Source organism: Nocardia sp. NPDC003999 (assembly GCF_053604885.1).
In genome coordinates this window covers 221,451-245,285 of the sequence record NZ_JBSGIB010000008.1, presented here as the reverse complement: position 1 = coordinate 245,285, position 23,835 = coordinate 221,451, and the positions used below count along the sequence as shown (strand labels likewise).

Annotated in this window: 43 protein-coding genes; 42 read left to right on the top strand and 1 reads right to left on the bottom strand. The window is 71.0% G+C overall.

The window, feature by feature from the left end; genetic code table 11:
- The first annotated feature begins 156 nt into the window (after positions 1-156).
- The 30 genes from ACWESM_RS18765 to ACWESM_RS18620 all read left to right on the top strand — a co-directional run bounded on the left by ACWESM_RS18765 (position 157) and on the right by ACWESM_RS18620 (position 14,517).
- Positions 157-825 (top strand): hypothetical protein, encoded by a 669-nt coding sequence (locus ACWESM_RS18765; protein ID WP_452492842.1) that lies wholly within the window; start codon positions 157-159, stop codon positions 823-825.
- Positions 822-1,238, top strand: a complete 417-nt coding sequence (locus ACWESM_RS18760; RefSeq protein ID WP_452492840.1) for a hypothetical protein — start codon at positions 822-824, stop codon at positions 1,236-1,238. Before ACWESM_RS18765 ends, ACWESM_RS18760 begins: the two co-directional genes overlap by 4 nt.
- Positions 1,235-1,543, top strand: coding sequence for a hypothetical protein (locus ACWESM_RS18755; RefSeq protein WP_452492838.1), 309 nt, complete (start codon positions 1,235-1,237; stop codon positions 1,541-1,543). Before ACWESM_RS18760 ends, ACWESM_RS18755 begins: the two co-directional genes overlap by 4 nt.
- On the top strand, positions 1,536-1,769 hold the full coding sequence (locus tag ACWESM_RS18750) for a hypothetical protein (RefSeq protein WP_452492837.1): 234 nt from the start codon (positions 1,536-1,538) through the stop codon (positions 1,767-1,769). The genes ACWESM_RS18755 and ACWESM_RS18750 overlap by 8 nt, the downstream gene beginning before the upstream one ends.
- Entirely contained in the window at positions 1,766-2,038 is a 273-nt protein-coding gene (locus ACWESM_RS18745; RefSeq protein WP_452492835.1) for a hypothetical protein, read from the top strand. The genes ACWESM_RS18750 and ACWESM_RS18745 overlap by 4 nt, the downstream gene beginning before the upstream one ends.
- Entirely contained in the window at positions 2,035-2,289 is a 255-nt protein-coding gene (locus tag ACWESM_RS18740) for a hypothetical protein (protein WP_452492833.1), read from the top strand. The genes ACWESM_RS18745 and ACWESM_RS18740 overlap by 4 nt, the downstream gene beginning before the upstream one ends.
- Positions 2,286-2,519 carry a hypothetical protein gene (locus ACWESM_RS18735; RefSeq protein ID WP_452492831.1) on the top strand — a complete coding sequence of 78 codons (234 nt, stop codon included), beginning with the start codon at positions 2,286-2,288 and terminating at the stop codon, positions 2,517-2,519. Before ACWESM_RS18740 ends, ACWESM_RS18735 begins: the two co-directional genes overlap by 4 nt.
- Positions 2,519-2,794, top strand: coding sequence for a hypothetical protein (locus ACWESM_RS18730; RefSeq protein WP_452492881.1), 276 nt, complete (start codon positions 2,519-2,521; stop codon positions 2,792-2,794). Before ACWESM_RS18735 ends, ACWESM_RS18730 begins: the two co-directional genes overlap by 1 nt.
- A 68-nt stretch (positions 2,795-2,862) precedes the next feature.
- Positions 2,863-3,333, top strand: coding sequence for a WhiB family transcriptional regulator (locus tag ACWESM_RS18725; RefSeq protein WP_452492879.1), 471 nt, complete (start codon positions 2,863-2,865; stop codon positions 3,331-3,333).
- Positions 3,330-4,145, top strand: a complete 816-nt coding sequence (locus ACWESM_RS18720) for a PD-(D/E)XK nuclease-like domain-containing protein (RefSeq protein ID WP_452492829.1) — start codon at positions 3,330-3,332, stop codon at positions 4,143-4,145. Before ACWESM_RS18725 ends, ACWESM_RS18720 begins: the two co-directional genes overlap by 4 nt.
- Positions 4,142-5,323: a hypothetical protein gene (locus ACWESM_RS18715; protein ID WP_452492827.1), complete on the top strand. Its 1,182-nt coding sequence runs from the start codon at positions 4,142-4,144 to the stop codon at positions 5,321-5,323. The genes ACWESM_RS18720 and ACWESM_RS18715 overlap by 4 nt, the downstream gene beginning before the upstream one ends.
- A complete protein-coding gene (locus ACWESM_RS18710; protein WP_452492826.1) occupies positions 5,320-5,646 on the top strand; it encodes a hypothetical protein in 327 nt (108 codons plus the stop codon). Before ACWESM_RS18715 ends, ACWESM_RS18710 begins: the two co-directional genes overlap by 4 nt.
- Positions 5,643-6,392: a hypothetical protein gene (locus ACWESM_RS18705; RefSeq protein WP_452492824.1), complete on the top strand. Its 750-nt coding sequence runs from the start codon at positions 5,643-5,645 to the stop codon at positions 6,390-6,392. The genes ACWESM_RS18710 and ACWESM_RS18705 overlap by 4 nt, the downstream gene beginning before the upstream one ends.
- Positions 6,389-6,649: a hypothetical protein gene (locus tag ACWESM_RS18700; RefSeq protein ID WP_452492823.1), complete on the top strand. Its 261-nt coding sequence runs from the start codon at positions 6,389-6,391 to the stop codon at positions 6,647-6,649. The genes ACWESM_RS18705 and ACWESM_RS18700 overlap by 4 nt, the downstream gene beginning before the upstream one ends.
- Positions 6,646-6,981, top strand: a complete 336-nt coding sequence (locus ACWESM_RS18695; RefSeq protein WP_452492821.1) for a hypothetical protein — start codon at positions 6,646-6,648, stop codon at positions 6,979-6,981. The genes ACWESM_RS18700 and ACWESM_RS18695 overlap by 4 nt, the downstream gene beginning before the upstream one ends.
- A 42-nt stretch (positions 6,982-7,023) precedes the next feature.
- On the top strand, positions 7,024-7,374 hold the full coding sequence (locus ACWESM_RS18690; protein WP_452492819.1) for a helix-turn-helix domain-containing protein: 351 nt from the start codon (positions 7,024-7,026) through the stop codon (positions 7,372-7,374).
- A 322-nt stretch (positions 7,375-7,696) separates the two neighbouring features.
- Positions 7,697-7,924: a hypothetical protein gene (locus tag ACWESM_RS18685; RefSeq protein WP_452492818.1), complete on the top strand. Its 228-nt coding sequence runs from the start codon at positions 7,697-7,699 to the stop codon at positions 7,922-7,924.
- Positions 7,921-8,415 carry a hypothetical protein gene (locus tag ACWESM_RS18680; protein WP_452492816.1) on the top strand — a complete coding sequence of 165 codons (495 nt, stop codon included), beginning with the start codon at positions 7,921-7,923 and terminating at the stop codon, positions 8,413-8,415. Before ACWESM_RS18685 ends, ACWESM_RS18680 begins: the two co-directional genes overlap by 4 nt.
- A complete protein-coding gene (locus ACWESM_RS18675; RefSeq protein ID WP_452492814.1) occupies positions 8,412-8,735 on the top strand; it encodes a hypothetical protein in 324 nt (107 codons plus the stop codon). Before ACWESM_RS18680 ends, ACWESM_RS18675 begins: the two co-directional genes overlap by 4 nt.
- Entirely contained in the window at positions 8,735-9,406 is a 672-nt protein-coding gene (locus ACWESM_RS18670) for a hypothetical protein (RefSeq protein ID WP_452492812.1), read from the top strand. Before ACWESM_RS18675 ends, ACWESM_RS18670 begins: the two co-directional genes overlap by 1 nt.
- Positions 9,403-10,188: a hypothetical protein gene (locus ACWESM_RS18665; RefSeq protein ID WP_452492810.1), complete on the top strand. Its 786-nt coding sequence runs from the start codon at positions 9,403-9,405 to the stop codon at positions 10,186-10,188. The genes ACWESM_RS18670 and ACWESM_RS18665 overlap by 4 nt, the downstream gene beginning before the upstream one ends.
- On the top strand, positions 10,181-10,384 hold the full coding sequence (locus ACWESM_RS18660; RefSeq protein ID WP_452492808.1) for a hypothetical protein: 204 nt from the start codon (positions 10,181-10,183) through the stop codon (positions 10,382-10,384). The genes ACWESM_RS18665 and ACWESM_RS18660 overlap by 8 nt, the downstream gene beginning before the upstream one ends.
- A complete protein-coding gene (locus tag ACWESM_RS18655) occupies positions 10,377-10,640 on the top strand; it encodes a hypothetical protein (protein WP_452492806.1) in 264 nt (87 codons plus the stop codon). The genes ACWESM_RS18660 and ACWESM_RS18655 overlap by 8 nt, the downstream gene beginning before the upstream one ends.
- Complete coding sequence (locus ACWESM_RS18650; protein WP_452492804.1) at positions 10,633-11,373, top strand: DUF3089 domain-containing protein; 741 nt, start codon at positions 10,633-10,635, stop codon at positions 11,371-11,373. The genes ACWESM_RS18655 and ACWESM_RS18650 overlap by 8 nt, the downstream gene beginning before the upstream one ends.
- Positions 11,366-11,659 (top strand): hypothetical protein, encoded by a 294-nt coding sequence (locus tag ACWESM_RS18645; protein ID WP_452492803.1) that lies wholly within the window; start codon positions 11,366-11,368, stop codon positions 11,657-11,659. The genes ACWESM_RS18650 and ACWESM_RS18645 overlap by 8 nt, the downstream gene beginning before the upstream one ends.
- The gene (locus ACWESM_RS18640; protein WP_452492801.1) at positions 11,640-11,933 is read left to right on the top strand and encodes a hypothetical protein; all 294 of its coding nucleotides are present in this window, start codon (positions 11,640-11,642) and stop codon (positions 11,931-11,933) included. Before ACWESM_RS18645 ends, ACWESM_RS18640 begins: the two co-directional genes overlap by 20 nt.
- Complete coding sequence (locus ACWESM_RS18635) at positions 11,930-12,301, top strand: hypothetical protein (protein WP_452492799.1); 372 nt, start codon at positions 11,930-11,932, stop codon at positions 12,299-12,301. Before ACWESM_RS18640 ends, ACWESM_RS18635 begins: the two co-directional genes overlap by 4 nt.
- A 250-nt stretch (positions 12,302-12,551) precedes the next feature.
- Positions 12,552-13,598, top strand: coding sequence for a hypothetical protein (locus ACWESM_RS18630; protein WP_452492797.1), 1,047 nt, complete (start codon positions 12,552-12,554; stop codon positions 13,596-13,598).
- The gene (locus tag ACWESM_RS18625; RefSeq protein WP_452492795.1) at positions 13,595-14,071 is read left to right on the top strand and encodes a DUF6221 family protein; all 477 of its coding nucleotides are present in this window, start codon (positions 13,595-13,597) and stop codon (positions 14,069-14,071) included. Before ACWESM_RS18630 ends, ACWESM_RS18625 begins: the two co-directional genes overlap by 4 nt.
- Positions 14,068-14,517, top strand: a complete 450-nt coding sequence (locus ACWESM_RS18620; protein ID WP_452492793.1) for a hypothetical protein — start codon at positions 14,068-14,070, stop codon at positions 14,515-14,517. Before ACWESM_RS18625 ends, ACWESM_RS18620 begins: the two co-directional genes overlap by 4 nt.
- A gap of 54 nt (positions 14,518-14,571) precedes the next feature.
- Here ACWESM_RS18620 and ACWESM_RS18615 read toward each other — a convergent pair whose 3' ends face one another.
- Positions 14,572-14,919: a hypothetical protein gene (locus ACWESM_RS18615; protein WP_452492791.1), complete on the bottom strand. Its 348-nt coding sequence runs from the start codon at positions 14,917-14,919 to the stop codon at positions 14,572-14,574.
- Between the two features lie 126 nt (positions 14,920-15,045).
- Here ACWESM_RS18615 and ACWESM_RS18610 point away from each other — a divergent pair, with 126 nt between their 5' ends.
- From ACWESM_RS18610 to ACWESM_RS18555, 12 genes are all read left to right on the top strand, one after another.
- Positions 15,046-15,228 (top strand): hypothetical protein, encoded by a 183-nt coding sequence (locus tag ACWESM_RS18610; RefSeq protein WP_452492789.1) that lies wholly within the window; start codon positions 15,046-15,048, stop codon positions 15,226-15,228.
- Between the two features lie 599 nt (positions 15,229-15,827).
- Positions 15,828-16,031 carry a hypothetical protein gene (locus ACWESM_RS18605; RefSeq protein WP_452492787.1) on the top strand — a complete coding sequence of 68 codons (204 nt, stop codon included), beginning with the start codon at positions 15,828-15,830 and terminating at the stop codon, positions 16,029-16,031.
- Between the two features lie 122 nt (positions 16,032-16,153).
- Positions 16,154-16,390 carry a hypothetical protein gene (locus ACWESM_RS18600; protein ID WP_452492786.1) on the top strand — a complete coding sequence of 79 codons (237 nt, stop codon included), beginning with the start codon at positions 16,154-16,156 and terminating at the stop codon, positions 16,388-16,390.
- A 127-nt stretch (positions 16,391-16,517) separates the two neighbouring features.
- Positions 16,518-16,829, top strand: a complete 312-nt coding sequence (locus tag ACWESM_RS18595; RefSeq protein ID WP_452492877.1) for a hypothetical protein — start codon at positions 16,518-16,520, stop codon at positions 16,827-16,829.
- Positions 16,807-18,399, top strand: a complete 1,593-nt coding sequence (locus tag ACWESM_RS18590) for a hypothetical protein (RefSeq protein WP_452492784.1) — start codon at positions 16,807-16,809, stop codon at positions 18,397-18,399. Before ACWESM_RS18595 ends, ACWESM_RS18590 begins: the two co-directional genes overlap by 23 nt.
- A 43-nt stretch (positions 18,400-18,442) precedes the next feature.
- On the top strand, positions 18,443-19,783 hold the full coding sequence (locus tag ACWESM_RS18585) for a phage portal protein family protein (RefSeq protein ID WP_452492875.1): 1,341 nt from the start codon (positions 18,443-18,445) through the stop codon (positions 19,781-19,783).
- Positions 19,780-21,261 (top strand): phage protease, encoded by a 1,482-nt coding sequence (locus tag ACWESM_RS18580; RefSeq protein ID WP_452492782.1) that lies wholly within the window; start codon positions 19,780-19,782, stop codon positions 21,259-21,261. Before ACWESM_RS18585 ends, ACWESM_RS18580 begins: the two co-directional genes overlap by 4 nt.
- Positions 21,261-21,710, top strand: coding sequence for a hypothetical protein (locus ACWESM_RS18575; RefSeq protein ID WP_452492780.1), 450 nt, complete (start codon positions 21,261-21,263; stop codon positions 21,708-21,710). Before ACWESM_RS18580 ends, ACWESM_RS18575 begins: the two co-directional genes overlap by 1 nt.
- Before the next feature lie 28 nt (positions 21,711-21,738).
- Positions 21,739-22,671 carry a phage major capsid protein gene (locus ACWESM_RS18570; protein WP_452492778.1) on the top strand — a complete coding sequence of 311 codons (933 nt, stop codon included), beginning with the start codon at positions 21,739-21,741 and terminating at the stop codon, positions 22,669-22,671.
- Positions 22,668-23,165: a hypothetical protein gene (locus ACWESM_RS18565; protein ID WP_452492776.1), complete on the top strand. Its 498-nt coding sequence runs from the start codon at positions 22,668-22,670 to the stop codon at positions 23,163-23,165. The genes ACWESM_RS18570 and ACWESM_RS18565 overlap by 4 nt, the downstream gene beginning before the upstream one ends.
- The gene (locus tag ACWESM_RS18560; RefSeq protein ID WP_452492774.1) at positions 23,165-23,527 is read left to right on the top strand and encodes a hypothetical protein; all 363 of its coding nucleotides are present in this window, start codon (positions 23,165-23,167) and stop codon (positions 23,525-23,527) included. The genes ACWESM_RS18565 and ACWESM_RS18560 overlap by 1 nt, the downstream gene beginning before the upstream one ends.
- Positions 23,524-23,835 (top strand): hypothetical protein, encoded by a 312-nt coding sequence (locus ACWESM_RS18555; protein ID WP_452492773.1) that lies wholly within the window; start codon positions 23,524-23,526, stop codon positions 23,833-23,835. Before ACWESM_RS18560 ends, ACWESM_RS18555 begins: the two co-directional genes overlap by 4 nt.

Below are 23,835 nucleotides of genomic sequence, written 5' to 3'. Positions count from 1 at the left end.
GGACCACCGCGGGGAGCTCGACGACGCCCGGCGCGAGTGACACCGCTCCCGCGCCGGGTGTCTCTCCAGCCCCCTGACATGGGGATGCCCCGGCCGGACGTGACCCGGACCGGGGCGACGACTCCCACATCCAAGGAATCGAAAGGGATCCTACCGATGAAGCACCGCGTCCCGAAGCACAGACTCCGCCCCGAGCGTGACGCGCTCGGCGTGTTCGTCGCGTTCACCGTCGCCGCGATCGCCGCCCGCATCGCCACCGACTGGCAGCGGATCACCGACCGCGCCCGCGAGATCTCGCAGACGTGGCGAACCTCGGCCGTGCCGCGCTGGCAGACCCGCGCCGAGATCGTCCGCGGCGTGCAGGCGATCCCGTACGTCCCCGGGCTGGCGATCACGCCGGCGGGAACCGCGCCCGCATCGGTGCCCGCCGACCCGGCGCCGACTAAGCCGCTCTCGCGCGCCGAGCTGGCGGCGTACGCCGACGGCGTCGGCCCCGCCCCGTCGTACGGCACCGGGGACCCGGTCGTCTGGACGGCCGCCCCGGACTGCGGGTGCGCGGTGCGCCACGCCCGCGGGCTCGCATCCTTCTGCCGCCTGAGTCAGCCCGACTATGCCGAGGTCTACACCTGCCGGGGGTCGGTGATCGTGTGCCTCGCCGACCTTCGTCCGGCCGGGTCGTCCGATCTGTGGCCGCTCGCCCCGGCTGCTGCGCCCGTGAGCGAGCTCGACCTCGTCCAGGGCATGTGCCCTCACACCGCGACCCGGCGCGGCCGGTGCGCCGCCTGCGGCGCGGTGCAGCTCGACGAGGCGGGGGATCGGCGATGAGCACTCTCGTCGAGCCCGGCCAGATCTGGCGCGACTCCCGCGCCCGGTATCTGCGCGTCGACCAGGTCGTCGACGGGCGGGCCGCCATGGTGGTGATCGCGCAGCAGATCGGCGAGCGCGTCACCGCGCCGATGCGCGGTGTCTCGATGCAGGTCGACAAGGTCGCCGTCCGTATGGCTCTCGTCGGCGCTGCGCCCGAGCCGACCGGCCCGGACGTCGACGAGGTGCGAATCGACCACGCGCGGCAGACTCTCGAGCTCGTCATCGGCGAGCGCGCGGTCCGGGTGCCCTACTTCGTCGGATCGTCCGGGCCGCGCGTGAGGCTGCCCGAAGGCGGCACATCCACCCGCGCGCTGGTGACGTTCACCGTCGACGCGGGCGCAGTGCGCGAGACCTTCGGCGGTGAGCGATGAGCCCGGAAATGGACGCGATGCAGGTCGGCGCCGCCTACGCCTGCACGGTCGAGGCGGTCGACCACCTGCTCGCCGTCGTCGCCAACGCCACCCCCGGCGCGGACTACCTCGCCGTCTGGACCGAACTCGCCGAGCGCCTGCGCAACTCGCGGTCTGTCGGCCTGGCCGACCTGCTCGCCGCCGCGCTGCTGCGTCTGCTCGCGGCCGAACAGCGCCACGAGATCGCCGCCGACGAGCTCGAACGGCTGCGCACCCAACTCGCTCACCCCACCCCCCGCACCGACACGGAGACGAGCCATGTCTGAGCCCTTCCGCCTCACCGACGCCGAGTTCGACCAGGAGCACGCCAAGGTGCGCGATCACCTCGACCGGCTGATCGCCGCCGCCGCCGCGCGCGATGACCTGGGATCGCGAACCGCCACGGTCACCATCACCGGCGAGATCGCCATCTCGGCGCCGCCCTTGATGTGGGTCACGATGCTGGCGGCGGCGGTCACCCGCCTCGCCCAGATCAAGGCGGCCGAGCAGTGAGCGCCCCGATCGACGACATCGTCGACGCCGAGGTTCAGCCCCGCCCGCGCATCCAGAGCTACACCTACGAGCGGGTGATCGAGACGCGCGAAGTCATCGTGAGTTTCGACGACATCGTCGACGCCGGTACCGACCTGCTGCTCGAGGATTTGCGGGCGGCGCTCGCCACCGCCGAACACCTGCCCGACGGCTCGATCGTCACCATCCGTACCGACGGCGTCGGACGGCTCGAGCGGCTCACTTTCGAGCATCGGGTGGTGGTCTCGTGAGCATCCCCGAGGGCCGCTCGCCCTACACGGGCGAGCCGTGGTCGGTGATCGCCGACTCACGGCGCCACGTCGCGATCGAGCAGTACGACGCGCTCACACAGGGGCTCGCTCAGCGGGTTCCGCCGGAGGCCGCCGCCGCGATGCTCGCCGAGGCGATCATCCGGCTTCACGCGCTGCAAGGCACCGCCGACCCCAGCACCGAGCAGATGGAGCAGGGGATAGCGGACCTGTTGATGGGCGGCGACCGATGAGTCCTTTCGCGCTCATGCTGCAATGCGCCATCGTCGGTGGCGCCCTGATCGTGGTGTTCATCCTCGGCATCGGAACCGCGATCGCCGACCACGTCACCAAGAGGCGGCGCACCGCGGTGTGCGGCTGGTGCGGCGGCGGCGGATGCGACGAGTGCGAGCCCGACCGGCTGCACTACCCCATCGAGAGCGAGCTCGACGAACGGCTCGTCGACCGGCGGGGGGTGGCCTGATGTCGCGCGACGAGATCACCGAGGCCGACATCCCGATCCGTCACATCACAGCGGACGAGGTGCGTGCCGCGTCGGTCACCGTCTGCCGCTACGCCACTGACGCGCGCGACGCCGGCGAGCTGCTTGCGATGCTCGGCCTCGCGGCCGAGGGCTCCCGGTTCGCTCGGCCGTGCCGGTTGTGCGACCGGCCGATGAGCACCGTCGATTGCGTCGGCCACACCCGCCCCGGGCACGACGGTCTGTGCGCGCGCTGCGTCGAGGCGGTGGAGTCGTGACCGGCGATTGGCGAGACCGAGCGCAGTGCCGCAACGAGCCCGATCCCGAGGCGTTTTTCCCGGTCCGCATCGAGGACGCCGGGGATGCGCGGGCGATCTGCCGCAGGTGCCCGGTGCGGCGCGAATGCGGCGAGATGGCGTGCAAGACCAAGGCCGCGGCCGGGATTCACGCCGGATTCTTCCTGCCGACCGAGCGCGACGATCTGAGCGAGTTCCTCGGCCTCGAGCCGCAGCACTGGCCGATGCGGACCTGCCGCGAGTGCAAGAGCGAGTTCCGGCACCGGCAGGCGAGGCAGTGGTGCCAAACGTGCTTGAACGCGCGCTTGGGGGACCGGGTCGACGGCGCCCCGGTGCGCGAGCACGTCAACGAGCTCCGGAGCTACGACATCGGGTACGGCCGGATCGGTGCCGCGTCCGGTCTGGGTAAGTCGACGATCGCCCGGATCATGGGCGAGCGCCATACCGGCCCGGTGCCCAGGGAGTACGCCGAGGCGCTGCTCGCGCTCCGGATCTCCGACTTCGAGTCGGTGACCGGATGACCGCCCCGACCGAGCCCGGCGTGTACGAGGGCGTAGACGAGCGGGTGTACCACGGCGACCGCGGCTCGCTGTCGTCCAGCGGCGCCCGTCGTCTGCTCGAGCTCGCCCCGGCCGAATGGCTGTACGAGCTCGACCACCCCGAGCGCCGCGAGCCGACGCCCGAGATGGAGAAGGGCACCGCGACGCACACGCTCGTGCTCGGTGTCGGCCCGCGCATCGTCGAGGTGCGCGCGCCCGACTGGAAGAGACCGGCCGACCAGAAGCGCCGCAAACAGATCCGCGCCCGCGGCGAGGTCCCGCTACTGACCAAGGACGTTGCCGTCGTCGAGGCGATGGCCGAGGCCGTGTTCGACCACCCCGAGGCCGCGGAGATCTTCGCCGACGGCCTGCCGGAACTGAGCGCGTACGGGTACGACGAGCTCACCGGCGTACTGATGCGCGCCCGTACCGACTGGCTCGACAAGTCCCGCGCCGCCGACCTCAAAACCTGCGAGTCCTCGTCGCCCGAGGACTTCGAGGACGAGGTCCACCGGTTCGGCTACCACGTCCAGGAGTGGTGGTACCGCGCGGTACTCGCTGCCGCCGGTCGCCCGCTCGACGACTTCGCATTCGTCGCGGTCGCCAAGCGCCCGCCGCACCTCGTCGCCGTACACCGGCTGAAACCGCGGCTCGTCGAACTCGGCGGCGATATCGGCCGCCGCGCGCTCGCCAAGTACGCCCGGTGCCGCGAGTCCGGCGAGTGGCCGGGGCATCCGTCCGGATCCGAAATCGACCTACCTGACTGGGTTTACAAGAAGGAGATGTTTCGATGACCACTCTCGCTGTCGCCGACACCGTCGACGCGACCCTCGTCCCCATCACGCCGGATCCGTTCGACGCGCTCATGCGGTACGCGGAAATGCTCGCGCGGGCGCAGGAATTCGCCGAGTACATCTGTGTTACCCCGATGGTTCCGACCATCTACCAGGGCAAGCCGAAGCACGCGACGGTCGCGATCTTGCACGGTGCCGAGCTCGGCCTCAACCCGTTGCAGTCGCTTCAACAGATCTTCACCGTGCACGGGATGCCCGCCATCTACGCCCGCACGATGGTCGCGTTGCTCAAGTCCAAGGGGTTCCGGTTCAAGACGGTCGAGTCCGGCCCGACGCGGGCCGTCATCACCGGCACCTCGCGCGACGGCGTCGAGACCGAGACCAGTACGTGGACGATCGAGCGCGCCGACGAAGCGGGCTATATCCCCAAGATCGACCCCGCGACGGGGGTCTACGCCGTGAACAAGTACGGCAAGTTGATCGGCAACGAGAAGTACATCACCGAGCCCGAGAACATGCTGTGGGCCAAGGCCGCCGCCGAGGTCTGCCGCCGACTGGCGCCCGACGTCCTGCTCGGCATCTCTCGCACCGTCGAGGACATCGAGAGCGAGCCCGAGCCGGTGCGCGTGCAGTCCGAGCGGCTGTCGGCCGCTGAGGTCACCACGGGCCCGGCCGAGGTGAAGCAGTGGACGCCGCCGCCCGCTGAGACCGCGACGCCCGCCGAGTCGGGCGAGCCCGCCCCGCCCGTGCCCGTCGAGGACGCCCCGCCGACGGATCCGCCGATGAATCGGGTCCAACAGAAGAAGGTCGGCCGCTTGTTCGGCGAGCGCGGCATCACCGAGGACGCTGCGATCCTGTCCGCGGTCGGCGCGTTCCTCGGTCGCGATCTCGCGGCACCCGCCGAGGTCACGCGCGGCGAGGCGATCCGGCTGCTCGCCCACCTCGAGGCAGACCCGCCCGCGAATGACACGCAGCTCAAGCGGCTCGGTGAACTGCTCGACGAGGCCGGTCTCGGTGCCGACATTCCGGATCGATGGGAGTTCCTGTCGATCAAGACGAACCGGCCGATCGCGAAGCTCGAGCACCTCACCACCGCGGAGTGCACGACGCTCATCGAGCTCATCGAGGCGAGCCTCAACGGCCCGGCCGACGACGAGCCCGCCGGGGATGCCCAGTGAGCGCCGCCGACGAGCACCGTGCCGAGGCGATCGACCTGCTGCGCCACTCGGTGGAGGACTACGCAGGCGGCCTGATGGGCGGCGCGAACGCATTGTCTGCGCAGGCGGGCGCCTCGGCCATGCTCGCCGTCGAGGCCCGCCTCGGCGAGGTGGTCGACCACCTCGCCGAGATCGCCCGACTGCTGCGGCCCCGGACGGTCGACCTCGGACCGCTCGGGGTCATCGCCAACCCGAACGGCCTGTCGGCCGAGGACATCGCCGCTGTGTACGACCATGCCCGGTCCGTCACGGCCGCCACTGCGCGGCAGGCGGGCGGCCGATGATGCACACGTTCGTCACCGTCGGCACGGGCGATCTGCGGCAGGCGCTCACCGCGGTGCGCTGCCACGCCTCGACCGACAAGGAACAGCCCGCGATCAACCGCCTGCGCCTGCATTTCGGGCGCCAGCATCTCGCGGTGGTCGCGACCGACCGATACACCGGCGCCGTCGCGATCGTGTCCCTGTGGGGCACTGAGCCGCCCGGCGGGTACACCGTGGTCGCCGTCGACCTGCTGCTCGACGACGTCGCCAAGATCCTGAACGTCTTCAAGGGTGGCGAGAAGGACCGCCGCGACACCGGCTCGACCCCGGAGAACCTGTTGCGCCTCGAGGTGTTGCCCGACCGGCTCCGGATCACCGATTGCTCGGGCATGATCGACGGCCGCTCGCTGCAAGTGCCGCGACTGTCGGCGACGGAATCACCGCTCGCCGGCGTGATCACCCGGATAGAGCAGCTGCACGGCGCCCGGCCCGAGCACATCGACGAGATGGCGGTCAGCGGCGACCTCCTCGTGCGGTTCCGCGAGGCGTCGCGCACGTACGGGTCGCCGCTGCTGCTCGAGGGCCGCCCCGGCGACTCGCTGCTCGTGCGGGTCGGCGAGTCCCTCGTCGGCATACTCACCGCGCGGTCGCTGCTCGGCAAAGCCGCCGAGCACGCCGAGGACTACCGCGAGGGTTGGTCGGCGCGCCTGCCCGGCATGGCGTTCGAGGCACGCCTCGTCGACGAGGACGCGGGGGAAGAGTCATGACCGGCGACGAGCACCTAGACCCGGCCCGGATCCCGGTCGACGAGGCCGCGCCGTTGCTGCGCGCGGCCGTCCAGTCCACCGCGGTCGCGCTGCTCGCCGGGTGGCATCCCACCCGCGCGGGCGAGGTCGTGATCCACGAGGTCCGCAAGTGCATGCCCGACGAGGTGGGCACGATCCCGGACCCCGTGCTCGCCCGCGCTCTGCGCGACTTCGCCGACCACCTCGACGCCCGGCATGTTCGGAGGTCGCAGAGATGAGGACGTTCGACGAGATCGCTGCCGATGCCCGCAAGGGCTCGGCGTTCTCGAACTCGACAGATTGGGAGATCTGGCAGTTCAACGTTTGCGGCGGGGGCGGAAAGAACTCGCGCCGTTGCGTTCTCGACGACAACGACGATTGCCCCCTCTTGCTGCTCGCCCTGCTCGGCGAGCAGACCCCGGCCGAATGGACCGGCACGCACGCCCGATACGAGTGCTCCGAGCACACCACACCGGCGCAGGCACGCGCCGCCGAGGACGCCGCACTACAGGCCCGAATCGAGGCCGAGCACCACGGACCCCTGTTCGAGATCGAGGGGGGCCGACCGTGATCGAGAGGCGGTGGCAACCGAGTGGATCCACTATCCGGCGAGATGACGCGCGAACTGATCCCCTGCGACTCGTTCGAGTGGCAACGGATCGTGCGCCGGATCAAGATGCAGACCACGACAAAGCTTGTGGCGCTGCTGATGTCGACGTACGCGAATCGGGACGGCTCGCACATCATCGTCGGCGTCGTGCGGCTGGTGGCGGTCACCGACACCAGCAAGGCGACGATCGTGCGGCACCTCGAGGCGCTGCGCTCGATGGGTCTCATCGAGCGCGTGCGGCAGGGCAACCGACACACGGGCGACGCGGACGAGTACCGGCTCACCGTCCCGTCGGACGTGCTCGATCTGCCGATGCTCGACCCCGACGAGCGGGACGAGTCTGGGGATCGCTGATGAGTCCCGGACTCGACGCGTCGCCGTCGGGTCTGGGGCTCGTCGGTGCGACCCAGAGTTGTCCACAGGGCGCGACTCTGGGTGTCATCAGTGACCCCCAGAGTTATCCACAGGGTGTGAGTCTGGGGCTCACCGGTGAGACCTGTACGGGTCGTCGGCCGGAAAGTCTAGGGCTCACCGGTGAAAAGTCTGGGGCTCACCGGTGGAAGGTCTGGGGCTCACCCATGAGACCCCACCAAGTATTACCAACCACTACCAACCAAACCCGCGTGGCTGAGTACCCAACGCACCTCACCACCGCGCGCCCGGGGGTGTGGAATTCATGACCCTCGATCGCACCGGCGCACCGCTCGAGCCCGAGGACGACTCGGCGCCCTGGCACGACCCCCGATGCCGGAATCGCTGGCTCGGCGAGGACGAGGAGGGGCGCCCGATCCCGTGCCCCGTGTGCAAGCCCCACACCCGCGGCCGACGAGCCGACATCGACGAGCCACACCCGAGCCTGCGCGCACAGCAGGCGTACGCAGCAGCAGACCAGGAGAACGGATGACCGACCAAATGCACACCGGCGTAACCGAAGTCGTCAGCAGCCGCGGGGGAGTGGTCCGCGTCGGTCAGATCTACCGCGACGCCCGCCCCACCCGGTACGACACGATCCGCATCCTGCGCGTCGACGGATTCCGTGGCCGCGCTGGCACTTCCAAGGCGGCATGCACCGTGGTCCGCGAGGACTACCGCGGCGAGATCACCGAGCCGATGCGCCGCGTCAACCCGGCCGTCGACCGGCTCACCGGCCGCGACTTCGTGCTCGTCGTCGACGACCGCGAGCACCTCGCCGGCGTCCTGGCCGACCACGTCGCCGAGTCGATCACCATGGCCGCCGGTGTCGGCGAGGTACTCGTCGAGTGCTCGTGCGGCGCCGAGATCGCCGGACCCCTCGCGTCCGAGCCCGAGACCCAGGTCGGCGCGGTGCAACAGCTCATGGCCGCACACATCGCCGACGCGATCGCCGAGGCGACCGGACGGGACGGTGCCCGATGAGCGCGCCGATCCAGATCGGACCCCAGCACTTCGGCCCGGCCCGCTACGGCGTGCACGTAAGCGCGGACGTCGACGACTGGGGGTGGACCGCCTACGGACACCCCGATCCGTGGCGGCTGCTCGCCGCGATCTCCCAGCTCACCACCGAGCTCGGCGTGCACGAGGAACTCGTCGAGCAGCTCGCCGACGGGCCGCTCGTCATCGAGCAGCGGTGGGCCGTGAACTTCCGGCAGGACCCGAGCGCGGACTTCGCCGCGCTCTGGGACTGGTGCGACAAGGGCACCCCCGGCGCGGTGGCGATCACGGAGGTGACGTTGTGATGCCCGGACCCGCGATGTTTCCCACGATCAAGCTCGGCCGGTACCGGCCGCTCGAGTTCGCCGACTTCGACACGATGCGGCGGTGCGTCGAGCAGATGCCCGAGACGCTGAACGTCATCGTGTCGTGGCTGCTCGACGACGCGGACCACCCGGACCACGAGCCGGGCGAGCCCGCGACATTCCGCCTGATCACGTTCCAGCCGCGGAACTCCGTCGCCGCGGAGTTCTACACCACGCGCTACGCCCGGGCCGAGGTCGAGGCGTGGCTCGCCGGGTACATGCGCGCCCGCGTCGAACGGTGGTTCGGCTGGTCGCCCGCCGCGACCGGATTACCGCGGCCCTGCGCCGATGGTGGAGTGAGCGCACAGGATGTGGCCGCGGCGTACCTGTACCCGCACAGCGCCACCCCCGACACCGTCCGGGAGCTGTCCCGCGAGGTCGAGGCACACCGGCGGGCGCTGCGCTCCAACCGCGCCGACGCGCCCGCCGGGTTCGTCGTCGGTTCCGAGGATGCGGGGCGCGTGCGCATCGTCGTCGACAGCGAGGTCGCATACGGCGACCTCGACTCGCATCCGACCGTCGGCGAGGCGTACTCGGCACTCGCCGCCGTCACGCCCGAAGATCCCGAAACCCGGTTCCGGGTTTACGCACTCCACGAGGTGACCGAATGACCATCCGCACATTCGAACTCGTGCGCGAGCGCGACGTGACCGGCGTCAGCGGCACCGGCGTCGTCGCCGACGGCGTGCTCTGGCCCGACGGGCACGCCTCGCTCCGATGGCGGGGCGATCGCCGATCAACCTCGAGTTGGGACTCGCTCGACGACCTCGAGGCGGTGCACGGCCACGAGGGCGCGACCCGCGTCGTCTGGACCGACGAGCCGACCCTCGCCGGAGACATCCTGATCGACGACGCCGCGCGCGAGCTGTACATCGACGGCCGCCGGTTCCCGTGGAAGGTCGCCGCCGCCGGGCCGCGGATCGTGTTCGACCGTCCCGACACCGTCGACGACCGGCCGGTCGTGTGGGTGCCGATCATGACCGACGTTGCCCAACGGACCCGGGACGCGGAGGAGGATGGACCTTCGTGTGCGCACGGCTACGGCATGCGCGACTCGTGCCCAGGGTGCGACGCCGACGCTGACCGCCGCGTCGAGGGCGCCGCGCCGACCTGGGGCGCGCACTCGTTCGCGATACAGGCGCCGCCGCCACAGACCGAGCTCGGCCGAGTTCTCGCCTCGATCGCGAAGACCACGCCCGCCGACTTCGCCGGCGACGCGCTCGACATGCACGAACGACAGGACGAGCTCGTCGGCCTGGCCGCCGCCGTCGACCCGGTCGCGCTCGCCGCCGCGAAGATCGGCGAGATTGCCGAACTCGTCGGCGAGCTGCTCGACGAGCGCGCCGACCTTGTGCGCGACGAGCTCGACGCCGAGGGGGCCGACCGTGGCTGACCCGCACCGCTTCACGTTCGAGGCCACCGCGTCGAACTTCGTCGAGATCCCGAACACCGGCCAGACACGCGACGAGGCGATCGAGCAGGCGTACCAGGAGCAGCACGTAAGGCTGTGCCACTCGTGCGCAGGCCAGATCGACCTAAGCGAATTCGAGCTCGCGGAAGACGACGACGAGGGAGTCGACCGTGGCTGACCAGGTGATCGCCAAGGCGACGCGGTGGGGCGTGCGGCTCCCGAACGGCGAGGTGCGCACCGCTGCGAGCGCCGAGGAAGCCGCAAAGAAGCGCAACCATCTGCGCAACTCCATCGAGGACGAGTTCGGTGTCCGCCCGGCGGACTACGACCCGCAGATCGTCAAACGAACCGAGACCACGACCGCGGGCCCGTGGATGGCTGCTCCGTTCACCGGACTGTTCGGGCCCGACGCCAAGGAGAGTGACCGTGATTGACGTCCTGATTCTGCCCGGCACCGGCCACGGTCGCCGCGGCGACGGCATCTCGAGGGCGTTCGCCGACGCCCTCGACCCGAGCCGCTTCGCGCCGAGGATCGTGCAGTATCCGGCCGAGTACGGCAACCCGCGTCCGTACGCCGAGTCGCGCATCATCGGCCGGTGGGCGCTGCTCGACCACATCGTCGGATACCGGCCATTCATCCTCGCCGGGTACTCGCAGGGCGCCGGTATTGCCGGTGACCTCGCTCGCGAGATCGTCGAACACATGCCCGGCGTGATGGCCGACCACCTCGTCGCCTGCGCGCTCATCGCCGACCCGCTGCGCCCGGCCGGTGCCGGGATCCCGCACCGCCCGCCGGCGTCCGGCTACGGCATCGTCGGGATGCGCGATGTGCCGAACGTGCCGACATGGTGGGCAGCGGCCGACGGCGACCCGATCACCGCACTGCCCGCGGGCAACCCGCTCCGTTCGATCGCCGATCTCACCGAGTGGTGGTCGCTCGCGGGCCCTGCCGAGGTCGTGCGCTGGGGAGAGGATCTCGTCGAGAAGTGCCGGACCGCGGCGTTCCAACGGTGGTGGTCACTCTCGAACTGGCGCGACTGGGCCGGTGCGATGGCCTACGCCCGCGGCTACCTCGTCGACGGCCGCCACACCGACGACTACCTGAGGCGCGGCCACGTCCAGGCCCTCGCCGACGTCGTGAACGAGGCGGTGACCGAGCATGTCTGACGCCGTCCAGATCTTCACCGCCCGCCGGGGCGAGCCCGACCGGATCCCCGTCCGGTTCTGGCCGAACCCGAGCACGATGTACCTCGGGCACATGACCGTCACGCCACACCGGGTCGACGAGAACACCGTCGCCTACGACCTCGCGTTCGTTGCGGGCCCGCTGCACGGCGAGCCGCCGCGGTTCGACATCCGGTTCGATGCGGACGGGGGTGTCCGGTTCGGTGCGGACGGGGGTGTCCGGTTCGATGCGGACGGGGGTGGAGACGGTGACCGATCGCCCGAGTGACCGCGCCGCCGAGGCCTTCACCGTCCCGTTCGAGTCGGTGGTGACCGTCTACCTCGACGGGTTCGGGACCGGCATCGCCTCGACGCTGCAACAGCTCCGGCCGGACGCGCCGCGGCAGGCCGTCGACGAGGCGACACAGGCGGTCATGCGCGACGTGATCGGCGACCCGGCCGCGGTCGAGCAGATCCGCGATCTCATCCGGCGCCGCCTCGCGGGCGACACCGACGACGAGATCACGACGATCATCCCGTGGACCGAGAGGGGCAGGCGATGACCGAGGCTCAGATCTACGCCCTTCCGGCGTGGACAAACCCGTTCCTGCTCGATGACGACGAGCCGAGGCTCGGACCGTGGGCGAGCCCCGGCCGGGTAAGCCTCGCACCCGAGGTGTCCGCATGGGACCGGCTCACGTGGGGCGCGGCCGTGTACGCCGCATGCCACCCCGACCGGCCGGTCTACCGGCTCACCGTGCGCGATCGGCTGTGGTGCTACCTCGCCGCTGAGTCCGCGGCGTTCTGGACCCTGCCCGACGACCCGCTCGACTCGACCGAGTGGATACGCCGGGAGCGCCTGCGCCCGATCGGCGAGCTCACCCGCGGCATCCTCGACGACGCCGCCCTACAGCTACGGGTGCGCCGGTGACGCCGCGCGTGTTCGCCGCGGTCACACCCTGCCCGTCCTGCGGCACGGTCGAGTGCCATGCGATCCGGCCGCCGAACCCGGCACCCACCGCCGCCGAGCTCGACGCGTGGGAACGGAACCGCGAGACGTACGAGATCCACACATTCGGCGCGGCGTCACCGATCGTTCGGCACCGACCACCGCGCCCCGTCGACGAGTCGGCATTCGAGGTCGTCCGCACCTGCCGGTGCGGCGCGGAATGGGGTGAAGGATGACCGGAGGGACACCGTGCGGGATCTGCACCCGCCTCGTCGCCGACAAGCTCGCGTTGTGCGAGGTGTGCGACCACACGCTCGTCGAGGCGCTGCTCGCGGTGCCGAGCCTGCTCGCCGACCTTGAGACCGCGCGCAGCGGGCAAGCGCGCGTCGGCGGATCGCGCGCCGGCGGTCGGTCCGCCGAGGCGCCGCTACCGATCAAGGACACCTCGAGCGAGATCCACGGATGGGGTATGCGGCTGCTCGGCGAGCGCGACGAGCTCGCACTGTCCACCGCGCTACACGGGTGGGCCCGGGTGGTCGCTGATCACCTCGGCGTCGAGATCCCGCTCGAGTCCCGGGCCCTGGCCGTCCTCGCGATCAACGCGCGCCACACCACGAGCGCGCGCGAGGCGCCCGCGCTCCGCGTCGAGTCCCGGATGCGGAAGGGCGAACCGGCGCGCATCACGCGGGTGATGCGGCGCACCGCGGCGCACCTCGTGAGCCCGGTCCAGGAGGACGAGCGCCTCGCCATATGGATGGCGACCTACCCGCGCGAGCTGCGCCGCCTCGAGGCCGCCGACGCGATGTTCCGCGACATCGTCGGGGCGGTCACCTTGCTGCGGCGCGCGGTCGACCGGCCCGCCGACGAGCGGTACCTCGGCCGCTGCCCGAGCGTCCTCGAGAACGGGTCGACCTGCCACGCGAATCTCTGGGCGCAGCCCGGCGACGCGTGGGTGCGCTGCCCGGCGTGCCGGATACAGCACGAGGTCTGCGACCTCGAGGACCAGGCCGCCGACGCGGCCCGCGAGATGCTGTGCACGATGCCCGAGTTGCTGCGCGCATGCCGCGCTGTCGGCACGCCGATCGCCGAGCGCACCGGCTACCGGTGGGCGGCCGAGGGCAAGCTCACGCGCCGGGGATGGCTCACCCGCACCCGCGCGGGCGTCCGCATCACCGACCATCGCGATGACCAAACCCGAGCGGTGCCCGTCTACCGCGTCGGCGACGCCCTCGAGCTGGCGGGCCGTACCGACAACGACGAGGCAGGATCGAACACATGACCATCGAGGAGTTCATCAGGGCTCGGCTCGACGAGGACGAGGCCGCCGCCCGTGCGGCCGGTGGCGACCGGTGGGCGTATGACACCAGCGCGGCATTCAGCGCGGCAGCGAACGGAGAGGTCTACCGGCCTGACTCCACCCGCGAGTACAGCTATGGGAACGGCCACATCGGGCACGAGTACAGCTATGTCACCTGCGATAGCGAAGGGCTCACGCCCGCAGTCGAGCTGGCCGAGGGCGTGCACATCGCCCGTCACGATCCCGCCCGCGTGCTGCGGCAGGTGGCGGCACTGCGGCTGTGGTTCGACCTGGCCCGCCCCGGGCAGGAATGCCGCGGGCACCCGGGGCCGTGGTTGCCGCACGACGATTACGGGCCGGGCTACTGCCGCACGCCTCACGAGGGCGACCCACTGCGCATGATTGCCGCGGTCTGGTCCGATCACCCCGACTACCAGGAGGACTGGAAACCATGACCGACAACGGAACGAGCTGGCTCGTGAACGGCCGGACCGGCAAGCGCATCGGGCCGTTCACCACGCGCACTGATGCCCTGCTCGCGCTCGCCATCGCCGAGGACGCCTCGAACTGGCGCGCGCTGTCGCGCGACGAGTTCGATGCACACCTCGAGTCCGTGGATGTCGACGAGCTGCTCGGCGACGCGCAGCGCGGTACCGGCGACGACTACGCGGTGCGGCCCGACGGCCGCGTGCCGGTGTGGGTGATGCTCACCGTCGGCGACCAGGCGCACTGTGTGACGCCTTGGCACACCCACGATGCGCCGCTGATCTTGTCCGCCCAGGAGATCGGCAGCGACGCGGGGATCCCGGCGGGCGAGGTGATCGGCCGGGAGTTCACGGCGGCCGGTAGCGAGTCCGAGGCGCTGCACGACTTCCGGCTCGTGCACGACCCGCGCCTGTAGGATGACCAACGAGAGATGCCCCCGGCGGTTACGGCCCGCCGGGGGCATTTCGTCTTACTGCTGGTCGAACCTGATCACCTCGTGCGTCGCCCAGAAGCGGGTGAGCGCGTCGTCCGCGATGTCGCCGTACCAGGCTTCACCGTGTCCGGCGTGGAGTCTGGTCATCACCAGCGCCTCGAGCCATTCGAGGATGAGCTGATCAACCAGTTCTCGGCGGTGCCAGTCGGCGGGCATGTCCCGCAGGATGTTCCGGGCGTGGACGACGGCCCTGCGGGTGTCGTTCGCTCGGAACCCATCGCCCGCCATCTCGGGGAGTTCGACCGGGAGAGTGAGCGCGGTGAGCATCACCTTTCGGAGTGCCTGATAGGCCGTGACCAGCCTGTCTGCGCGGTTCTCTGTCATCGAGAGTTCCTATCTCTGTGGAGTTTTCAATGTGGTTGTCGGTGTTTCCCCGACAACTCAATTATGCCAAATGAGTTGGCATAGCGCAAGTTGTTTGGCCTACCGATTTGGCCTAACATGGTGGCTATGGACGAACTCGACACCGCATTAGCCGACCTCGCCCGCGCACAGGCGCGCGTCGACGAGGTGATCCTCGACATGCTGCGCACCGGCAAGCGCGGCGTACAGGCCGATCTCGTGCGCCGCACAGGCAAGAGCCGCGAGCACTTCCGGCAGCTCGCCCGCGAGCACGGAATCGGGCCGACCTAGACTCGCCAGTCGAGCCCCTCGAGGCTCACCGGCCGCCCTCGCCCTCCCCCCCGGCGAGGGCGGTCCGCATTCCTCGCCACGCCGAGCACCGGCCGCCAAGATCGAAAACGCGCTGACCTGCTGCTATTGTGGGTGGCACCTCGAAACCGGTACTGACGAACCGACCCCAAAAGGCGGCGACAGTGCCGGTTTTCCCATGTCAGCGGCCCATTCCGCCCCAATCTCGCAGCGCGTCGGCTGGGACCACCACGCCCGGCTCCAAGCGCCCCAACGCGCCATCTCCCGCACCGGCCGACGATCGGCCGGTGGGCGCCGCAACCCCGTGTCGCGTCTGCCGGGGGGTCACGCTGTAGACGCGCTGCGACCCTCGTCCGTCCCGATCGCCTACCCGAGGAGTCCCACCATGGACACACTTTCCGCCGCCGCCGCGCAGGCCGCCCGCGCCGTCGACTGGGGCGACGTGCTCGCCATCTTCGCCGGCGTCCTGATTCGGGCGCTGATCTGATGCTCGTGCTCGACGTCCTGGCACTGCTGTTCGATCATCTGCGGCGCCAACCGATCCGGACGCTCGAGTCGCCGCTGACCACCGCGCCGGGCGCATGGTCCTGGTGAAGCTCACCGGCCGCGACGGCTCGGTCTGGCACCTCACCGCCGGGCCGTCCGGCCACCGCGGCGTTCGGCTCGACGGCCGATACGCAGCGCCACGCCCACCGCGCCGCCTACCCGGCTGGCTCGACGAGCTGCTCGTCCGCATCGGACACCGGCTCGCCGACCTCACCGGACTCGGACACCGCCGACCGTGACCGTCGCCCGGCGCCGCCGCACCACCACACAGCGAGGTCTAGGCCACGCACACCGGCAGCAGGTCGCCAGCCTGTTTGCGCGGCACCGAGACGGCTCGCCGTGCTGGTGGTGCACGCTCCCGATGTACCGCGACGCCCGGCGCAACCCCGACGGTGCGACCCTCGAGGGCGACCACAGCACGCCCCGATCGCGCGGCGGTCGCGTGGCTGACCGGCTGTTGCACTCCACCTGTAACCGGCAGCGCGGCGACGGCAGCCGCGACCACCTGCGCCCCGCGGTCACCGGCGAGCCGTACACCCCGCAGAACAGCCCGGACAGGCCCGATCTCGGCATCCGCGCGATGCCGTGGCCGCGCTGACCCCCCACCCCCGAAATTCCTGGGAGGGGGGCACCGTGACTCCGGTTCCCCATCCAGTCACCTTTTTTTGCAGGGCCGGGAACCCGGGGCGGGAATCGGCGCCGGGGAGGGGGTGCGCGTGGCCGATATGGGCGCTCGTGCCCGCGAGCTCGTCGACTCGCTCACCGGGCCCGACGATCCACCGTCGCTGGCCGTCCTGATCACCGAGGCGGGCCGGATCGTCGACCGGCTCGACACCCTCGACCGGCTGCTCTCCGGCGACACCGATACGTGGATCCGCCTCGCCGACGGACGCGACGGCGCGATCTCGGTACGAGTCGACTCGGCGCTGACCGAGGCCCGGCAGCAAGCCACCGTGCTGCGGCAGCTACTCGCCGAGATCGCCCGCCGCCAAGGCGCTGCACCGGATACGGACGATGACCCGCTCGACGATCTGTGATGTCGACCTCGACGAGAAGTTCCGCGAGATCATCGAGGCAGAGTGGCCGCGGCTCACCGGCCGCCAAACTCCGGATGCCCTGCTCTACACCGAGGGCGACACCACTCTCGGGCTCAAGGCGGCTGAGCTGGGCCGCCGGTCGGCGTCACGGCTACGGGCGATGCCGTGGCAATCGTGGTCGCTCGAGCAGATCCTCGCGAGGAACCCGGACGGCACATGGACCCACCCCGAGTGCTGCCTGATCGTCCCGCGCCAACAGGGCAAATCGACGGTCCTCGTCCTGCGCGTGCTCTATGGCCTGTTCAAGCTCGGCGAGATCATCGTGTTCACGGCGCACCAGTGGCGCACCGCCGAGTCGCTGTGGAAACGCGCATGGCGGATCGTCAAGACCACGCCGTGGATGGCGAAACACGTCGAGTCGAAGACATGTTCGCAGGGGCGCGGCACGATCGTCCTCGACACCGGCGCCGAGGTCGTGTTCACCACGCGATCGGCGCACGCCGGTCGCGGCCTCGACCGGGTCGACCTCGAGATCTACGACGAGGCGTACGACCTCACCGAGGCGGATATGGCCGCGCTGTCGCCCACCAAGATGGCGGCGCCGGATCCGCAGACGATCTACACCTCGAGCGCGGTCAACCAGGAGCAGCACCACAACGGGCACGTCCTCGCCGCGGTGCGCAGGCGCGGCCGAGAGGGTCGCGACGTCGGATTGTTCTTCGCCGAGTGGGCGGCACCGGATGGGGACCGGGCCGATCCGGATACGTGGCGGGTGGCGATGCCCTCGTTCGGCGTGATCGCCAAACTCGCGATGCTCGAGAACGAGCTGAGGCGGTTCTCGACCCCGGCCGGACGCAAGTCGTTCGACTGCGAGTACCTCGGCCGCGGCGATTGGCCTGCCGACCCGGACGAGACAACCGAAGTGATCGACTCGGAGGTCTGGGCGGACATGAGGAATCCGGCACCGGTGCTACGCGGACAGGTCGCGCTCGCCCTCGAGCTGAGCCGAGACCGGCAGTGGTGGGCGCTGGCCGCTGCGCAGTCCACCACCGACGGCCGCAGGCACCTCGAGGTCGGGTTCTTCCAGGCCGCCACACACGCCGAGGTGGTCTCGTACGTGCTCGCGGTGATTGCCGCATGGGATCCGTGCGCGCTGGCGATCGACCGCAAGGGCAACGCGGCGGTGATCGTCCCGAAACTGCTCGCCGCCAAGGTCGAGCCCGAGCTCATCGGCGCACCCGAGCTGGCGGTCGCGTTCGGCCTCTTCTACGACGCGGCGCTCGCCGGCGAGCTCTCGCACACCGGGCAGCAGATCTTGACCGACGCCCTCGAATCGGCGGGCACGCGCGAGCTACCGGGCGGCGACAAGGTGTGGTCGCAGACCGGACCGGCACCGATCCCGCCGTTGCAGGCCGCCACCCTCGCGCTGTGGGCGCTCGAGACGTTCGGCATCGAAACCGCGCCGCCGCCGTCGCCCTCGACCGGCTCGGCCCCGCCCGTCCACCACCACCGCGAACCGGCGACCACCCGGGCCGAGACCGGCCTCGACGTGTTCGCCGCGGCGTTCTGAGAGAGGGGGTGCCGTCGTGCCGTCTACCCAGGTCAAGCCACCGATCCCCGCGTTCAAGGAGAAGGGGTACGTCCTCAACGCGCCGGCACCGGTCGCGACCGGTGCGGGAGATTTCTCGCAGTGGAACGAGTTCGAGCAGGTGCCCGAGCTCCAGTGGCCCGCCTCGGTCCGCATCTTCTCCCGCATGCAGAGCGAGGACTCGCGGGTGTCCTCGCTGCTGTCGGCGATCGGCCTGCCGATCCGGCAAGCCCGATTCGCGATCGCGCCGGGGTACGCGCGCGACGAGGTGACCGAGTTCGTCGCTCGGAATGTCGGCCTCCCGATCTTCGGGACTGACGAGACTGCCGCACCGGGTCGACGAAAGGGACGGTTCTCGTTCGCTCAGCACCTGGTGTGGGCGCTGAGCTCGCTCCCGTACGGACACGCCGCGTTCGAGCAGATCTATCGCCAGGGCGAGGACGGCCGCGTGTGGCTGCGCAAGCTGGCACCCCGCCCGCAGCGGACCATCTCGGGGTGGAATGTCGCGCTCGATGGCGGCCTCGACAGCATCGAGCAGATGGCACCGGCCTCGACCGGGCGCGTGATCTACGGCCCGGCGCCGACGACCATCCCGATCAACCGGCTCGTCATCTACAGCCGCGAGATGGATCCAGGCATGTGGATCGGCAAGTCGGTGCTCCGGCCGTCGTATAAGCACTGGCTACTCAAGGACGAGCTCATGCGGATCGAGGCCGTTGCCGCCCGGCGTAACGGCGTCGGCGTGCCGGTCGGTACCGCGGCCGAGGGCGCCTCACAGGACGACGTCGACAAGCTGGCCGCGATGGCATCGGCGTACCGGGTTGGCGAGCACTCAGGCGCCGGTCTGCCGCACGGCGCCAAACTCGAGCTGCTCGGCGTGCAGGGCAACTTGCCCGACATCCGCGCCGCGATCGCCTACCACGACCAGATGATCGCGATCTCGGGTCTCGCCCACTTCCTCAACCTGTCCGGCGGCGGCTCGTACGCGCTGGCGTCCGTGCAGGAGAACACGTTCAACGACAGCGTGCAGACCGAGGCCGAGGCGCTGGCGGCGGTGTTCAACGACCACGTGATCGAGGATCTCGTCGACATCAATTTCGGCGTCGACGAGCCCGCGCCCCGGCTCGTGTTTGACCGGATCGGGTCGAACCAGGATGCCACCGCGGCGGCGCTCAAGATGCTCGTCGAGGCCGGGTTGCTCTCGCCCGACGTCCTCGTCGAGCAGGCGATCCGTTCGCGCATCGGCTTGCCGCCGAAGCCTGCCGACCAGCCCGCCGCCCGGCCGACCGCGGGCGCGGACATCGTGGCCCCGGCCGCCGCGCGCCGCCGCGCGCCGGTTCCCGCCGGGCAAGGGGCGCTCTGGTGACCGCGCCGATCCCGGTGCCGACCGCGCCCCCGCTCGCACACCTGGCGCGGGTCGAGCTGATGCACATCGGCACGTGGGAGGCCGGGACCGGCGTCCACACGTTCACCCCCGACGACCTCGCGTACGCGGTGGCCGCGATGGACTGCCCGGCCGTGCACCGCCCGCGAATCAAGCTCGGACACACCGACCCTCGATTCGACGGCGAGCCAGCCGTCGGGTGGGTCGACAACCTCGCGGTGGTCGACGGTCGCGCGCTGATCGGTGACCTCGTCGGCATGCCGGGATGGCTCGCCACCCCGGACGCCAACGGGCACACCGTGATCGCCAGCGCGTACCCACAGCGCTCGATCGAGGGGCAGTGGGACTACGTCTGTCAGCTCGGCCACTCGCATCCGTTCGTGCTGACCGGTCTCGCGCTGCTCGGCGTGGCCGAGCCCGCGATCGGCACCCTGCGATCCCTCCAGGACGTCGCCGCGCTGTACGGCGTCGCCGCGTCCGCGCCGGGCACCGGCGGCACACCGATCACCATCCATCTGAAAGGGCCGATCATGCCGAGTCCCTCACCGCGTCTGGTCGCCGCCGGGGTGACCACCGAGGACGTCCGCAGGAAGTTCTACGACTCCGCGCCGTGGTCGCAGTGGATCGAGGAATTCCACCTCGAGCCGCTGCAACTCATCGTGCTCGACGACGACACCGGCACCCGGCAGCGTGTGCCGGTCACCGTCGACCCGGCAGGCGACGGCACCGACGGCGTCACGTTCGGCGCGCCGGTGCCGGTCGTCGTCCGCTACGACGACGCCGTCGACACCCCGGCCGCCGACCCTGCCGCCGCCGACCCGGCCGCGCCCGTGGCCGCCTCGTCGCCGGTGCTGCGGTACGCCAGCCGCGCAGAGTCTCGCCCCGGCCGTCCGGCCGCGGCGTCCACCCCCGCCGCGCCCGCGACCGGGGACACCACCACCGAAGGAGGTTCGGGCGTGGAGATCACGAACGAACAGCTCGCCGCGCTCCGCACCGCTCTCGGGCTGGCGGACGACGCGGACCTCGCCGCCATCCTCGCCGCCGTGCAGGACCTCGCCGCCAAGGCCGCCGAGGACGCCGCCGCCGCGGCTGCCGCGCAGGCCGAGGGCGCCGCAGCCGTGTCCGCCGGGCGACTGCCCGACGGCGCGATCGCCATCGACAGTGGCCGCCTGGCCGCGCTCGAGGCGGACTCGCGCGAGTTCAAGGCGCACCTCGCCCGGCAGCGCAAGAACGACATCGAGGCTGCGCTCTCGACCGCGGTCACCGAGGGCCGCATCACCCCGGCCAACGTGCCCACGTGGCGCAAGACCCTCGAGGCCGACCTCGACCAGGGCCGCGCGCTGCTCGCGTCCATGGCCGCCAACGCGGCCGTCCCCGTGGCCGAGCTCGGCCACGCCACCGATTCCGCCGACGTCGCCGACGTGCGCGCCTCGGCCGCCTACAAGGAATGGAGCATCTGATGGCAGGCACCCAGGTCACCCAGGGCGGCCCGAAGACCTTCACCCCGGCCGACAACGAGGTGATCCTCGGCGGCAAGCTCGTCGAGGCCCGCTCGGGCGGCCGGATCGGCGTCGCCGCCGCCGCGTCGACGAAGGTGCTCGGCGTCGCCCTGGCCGACGCCGTCGCGCCCGAGGACTTCCCGCCGGCGAACACAACGGACGCGCTCGGCCGCCCGGTCGTGTCGGCGGTCCCGATCGCGACCTCGGTCGCTGTCGCCTACGGCGGCGCCGAGGTGAAGGTCACGTACTCGGCGAATGCCGCGTTCGGCGACAAGCTCGTCGCGACCGCCGCGGGCACCGTCGCCCCCGCCGGTGCGACCCCCGACGCCCGCACCATCGTCGGCGTCTGCACCGAGCCCGCGGGCGTCGTCGTCGCCACCAAGGCCACCGGCCTCATGCGGACCGTCTGACCGGCCCACCACAGACAGGAGAGAGTCCATGCCCACCACGATTGTGAGCGTCGGTGACGGGTCGCGGTTCACCGTGTCCGACCTGGTCAAGAACCCGTTGTTCGTCCCGACCAAGCTCAAGGAACTGATGGAGAATCAGTTCATCTCCGAGGCGCTGTTCCGCAACGGCGGCCGCAACGAGGGCGGCGTCGTGTCCTACCGCGAGGGCGACCCGACGTTCCTCGACGACGACGTCCAGGACGTCGCCGAGTTCGGCGAGATCCCGGTCTCGTCCGGGCAGCTCGGCTTGCCCCGAGTCGCATTCGCCACCAAGCGAGCGCTCGGCGTGCGCGTCTCCAAGGAGATGATCGACGAGAACAGGATCGACCAGGTCAACAAGCAGATGGTCGGGCTCAAGAACACGTTCGTCCGTGCGAACGACCGCGCCGCCCGCGCGCTGCTGGGCTCGGCCGCTGTGCCGACACTGGCCGTGTCGGACCCGTGGGATGATCCCGCCGGCAAGCCGCGCACGGACTTGGCTCGGGCGATCGAGCAGATCGCGACCGCGGCACCGGCCGAGGCGACCGCCGACGAGGCGTACGGGTTCGAGCCCGACACGATCGTCATCAATCACGGCTTGCTCGCCACGCTGATGGACAACGAGCAGATCCTCAAGGTCTACAACGGCAACGTCGCGGGCGAGTCCATCGCCTACACCGGCGCGCTGCCCGCCGAGATCATGGGTCTGCGCGTGATCAAGTCGCGCACCGTGCCGATCGACCGCGTGCTCGTCCTCGAACGCGGCACCATCGGTTTCTACTCCGATACCCGGCCGTTGCAGTTCACGCCGCTGTACCCCGAGGGCGGCGGCCCGAACGGTGGCCCGCGCGAGACCTGGCGCTCGGACGCCTCGCACAAGCGCGCGATCGGCCTCGACCAGCCCAAGGCCGGGTTGTGGCTGACGGGACTGGTGACCCCGTGAGCGACGCCGAGTTCATCCTGACCGCGGACCGGTTCGACCAGATCGTCGAGCGGCGCCCGGACCGGTCCCCGCTGCGCACCATCAAGCACCGCCGCGGCGACATCGTCACCGGCCTCACCGACGCCGAGGTCGAGCGCCTGTCGATCGCGGGCGCGATCATGCCGTACGTGCCGTCCGTCCTCGACGACCTCGACGAGGACGCCGTCGACGACGACCCGGATGGTGACCCCGACGCCGACTCGCCCGACCGGGCCGAGCCGGACGGCCGCCCCGACGACCAGGGGCCCGACGACCAGGAGGACGACCAGGCGGCCGGTGAGCTCGACCCCGCCGCGGTGACCGAGGCGGACGAGGCGACCGAGGCCGCCGACCGCCCGATGCGCACAGCCGGTGTTGCCGACTGGCGCGACTACGCCGTGCGAGCGCACGGCCTGTCGCGGGCTGAGGCCGCGGCACTCACCCGCGCCGAGCTCATCGCCCGGTTCGGTCGCTGATGGCGCTCGCCACTGTCGACGACGTCGCGCTCGGCTGGCTCGACCTCGACGCCGGACAGCGCGGCGACGCCGAGCAGCTCATCGACGCCGCCGAGCAGTGGATCCGCGATCGCCGCCCGGACATCGCCGAGGACGACCCGGTGGGGAAGCGGGTCGTCATCGAGGTGGTCCGGGTGGCGATCGCGCCGCCCCCGGAGTTCGCCGGGCACCTGTCCTACGCCGACAGGATGGGGCCGTGGTCGGCCGAGGGCACCCTCGCGACGCCCGCGGGCACACTCGTGTTCACCGCCGCGCATGCCGAGCTGCTCGGCATCTCGGCGGGCCCCGCGCCGCGCTGGCATTTCGGAGACGATCCCGCGTGAGCGTCCCCGTGATCCGCCACCGCGGCGGCGGCTACGACGACGACGGCAACCCGATCCCGTGGGTGGATCACCCACTCGAGGCGGACGCGGTCGCGCCGGGCCCGGGCAGCCCGTACGCCGACCGGGCCCGCGACGGCGAGACCGTCGCCCGCGTCGTCTACTTCCGCCCGGCCGTCGACCTCACCGAGCGCGACGAGCTCACCGTCGACGGCAGGCGCTACCGCCTCGAGGTGGACCAGTGGCGGCCCCGCCGGGGGCGCGCATCCCGGACGGGCACCGTCGCGATCTGCACAGCAAGAGAGGGGTAG

What these genes read in the sequence shown, in the direction of transcription:
- ACWESM_RS18765 (WP_452492842.1), top strand. Translation starts at nt 157, where the DNA reads ATGAAGCACCGCGTCCCGAAGCACAGACTCCGCCCCGAGCGTGACGCG.
- ACWESM_RS18760 (WP_452492840.1), top strand. Translation starts at nt 822, where the DNA reads ATGAGCACTCTCGTCGAGCCCGGCCAGATCTGGCGCGACTCCCGCGCC.
- ACWESM_RS18755 (WP_452492838.1), top strand. Translation starts at nt 1,235, where the DNA reads ATGAGCCCGGAAATGGACGCGATGCAGGTCGGCGCCGCCTACGCCTGC.
- ACWESM_RS18750 (WP_452492837.1), top strand. Translation starts at nt 1,536, where the DNA reads ATGTCTGAGCCCTTCCGCCTCACCGACGCCGAGTTCGACCAGGAGCAC.
- ACWESM_RS18735 (WP_452492831.1), top strand. Translation starts at nt 2,286, where the DNA reads ATGAGTCCTTTCGCGCTCATGCTGCAATGCGCCATCGTCGGTGGCGCC.
- ACWESM_RS18730 (WP_452492881.1), top strand. Translation starts at nt 2,519, where the DNA reads ATGTCGCGCGACGAGATCACCGAGGCCGACATCCCGATCCGTCACATC.
- ACWESM_RS18720 (WP_452492829.1), top strand. Translation starts at nt 3,330, where the DNA reads ATGACCGCCCCGACCGAGCCCGGCGTGTACGAGGGCGTAGACGAGCGG.
- ACWESM_RS18715 (WP_452492827.1), top strand. Translation starts at nt 4,142, where the DNA reads ATGACCACTCTCGCTGTCGCCGACACCGTCGACGCGACCCTCGTCCCC.
- ACWESM_RS18705 (WP_452492824.1), top strand. Translation starts at nt 5,643, where the DNA reads ATGATGCACACGTTCGTCACCGTCGGCACGGGCGATCTGCGGCAGGCG.
- ACWESM_RS18700 (WP_452492823.1), top strand. Translation starts at nt 6,389, where the DNA reads ATGACCGGCGACGAGCACCTAGACCCGGCCCGGATCCCGGTCGACGAG.
- ACWESM_RS18695 (WP_452492821.1), top strand. Translation starts at nt 6,646, where the DNA reads ATGAGGACGTTCGACGAGATCGCTGCCGATGCCCGCAAGGGCTCGGCG.
- ACWESM_RS18690 (WP_452492819.1), top strand. Translation starts at nt 7,024, where the DNA reads ATGACGCGCGAACTGATCCCCTGCGACTCGTTCGAGTGGCAACGGATC.
- ACWESM_RS18685 (WP_452492818.1), top strand. Translation starts at nt 7,697, where the DNA reads ATGACCCTCGATCGCACCGGCGCACCGCTCGAGCCCGAGGACGACTCG.
- ACWESM_RS18680 (WP_452492816.1), top strand. Translation starts at nt 7,921, where the DNA reads ATGACCGACCAAATGCACACCGGCGTAACCGAAGTCGTCAGCAGCCGC.
- ACWESM_RS18675 (WP_452492814.1), top strand. Translation starts at nt 8,412, where the DNA reads ATGAGCGCGCCGATCCAGATCGGACCCCAGCACTTCGGCCCGGCCCGC.
- ACWESM_RS18670 (WP_452492812.1), top strand. Translation starts at nt 8,735, where the DNA reads ATGCCCGGACCCGCGATGTTTCCCACGATCAAGCTCGGCCGGTACCGG.
- ACWESM_RS18665 (WP_452492810.1), top strand. Translation starts at nt 9,403, where the DNA reads ATGACCATCCGCACATTCGAACTCGTGCGCGAGCGCGACGTGACCGGC.
- ACWESM_RS18645 (WP_452492803.1), top strand. Translation starts at nt 11,366, where the DNA reads ATGTCTGACGCCGTCCAGATCTTCACCGCCCGCCGGGGCGAGCCCGAC.
- ACWESM_RS18635 (WP_452492799.1), top strand. Translation starts at nt 11,930, where the DNA reads ATGACCGAGGCTCAGATCTACGCCCTTCCGGCGTGGACAAACCCGTTC.
- ACWESM_RS18630 (WP_452492797.1), top strand. Translation starts at nt 12,552, where the DNA reads ATGACCGGAGGGACACCGTGCGGGATCTGCACCCGCCTCGTCGCCGAC.
- ACWESM_RS18625 (WP_452492795.1), top strand. Translation starts at nt 13,595, where the DNA reads ATGACCATCGAGGAGTTCATCAGGGCTCGGCTCGACGAGGACGAGGCC.
- ACWESM_RS18620 (WP_452492793.1), top strand. Translation starts at nt 14,068, where the DNA reads ATGACCGACAACGGAACGAGCTGGCTCGTGAACGGCCGGACCGGCAAG.
- ACWESM_RS18615 (WP_452492791.1), bottom strand. Translation starts at nt 14,919, where the DNA reads ATGACAGAGAACCGCGCAGACAGGCTGGTCACGGCCTATCAGGCACTC.
- ACWESM_RS18610 (WP_452492789.1), top strand. Translation starts at nt 15,046, where the DNA reads ATGGACGAACTCGACACCGCATTAGCCGACCTCGCCCGCGCACAGGCG.
- ACWESM_RS18605 (WP_452492787.1), top strand. Translation starts at nt 15,828, where the DNA reads ATGGTCCTGGTGAAGCTCACCGGCCGCGACGGCTCGGTCTGGCACCTC.
- ACWESM_RS18600 (WP_452492786.1), top strand. Translation starts at nt 16,154, where the DNA reads ATGTACCGCGACGCCCGGCGCAACCCCGACGGTGCGACCCTCGAGGGC.
- ACWESM_RS18595 (WP_452492877.1), top strand. Translation starts at nt 16,518, where the DNA reads ATGGGCGCTCGTGCCCGCGAGCTCGTCGACTCGCTCACCGGGCCCGAC.
- ACWESM_RS18590 (WP_452492784.1), top strand. Translation starts at nt 16,807, where the DNA reads ATGACCCGCTCGACGATCTGTGATGTCGACCTCGACGAGAAGTTCCGC.
- ACWESM_RS18575 (WP_452492780.1), top strand. Translation starts at nt 21,261, where the DNA reads ATGGCAGGCACCCAGGTCACCCAGGGCGGCCCGAAGACCTTCACCCCG.
- ACWESM_RS18570 (WP_452492778.1), top strand. Translation starts at nt 21,739, where the DNA reads ATGCCCACCACGATTGTGAGCGTCGGTGACGGGTCGCGGTTCACCGTG.
- ACWESM_RS18560 (WP_452492774.1), top strand. Translation starts at nt 23,165, where the DNA reads ATGGCGCTCGCCACTGTCGACGACGTCGCGCTCGGCTGGCTCGACCTC.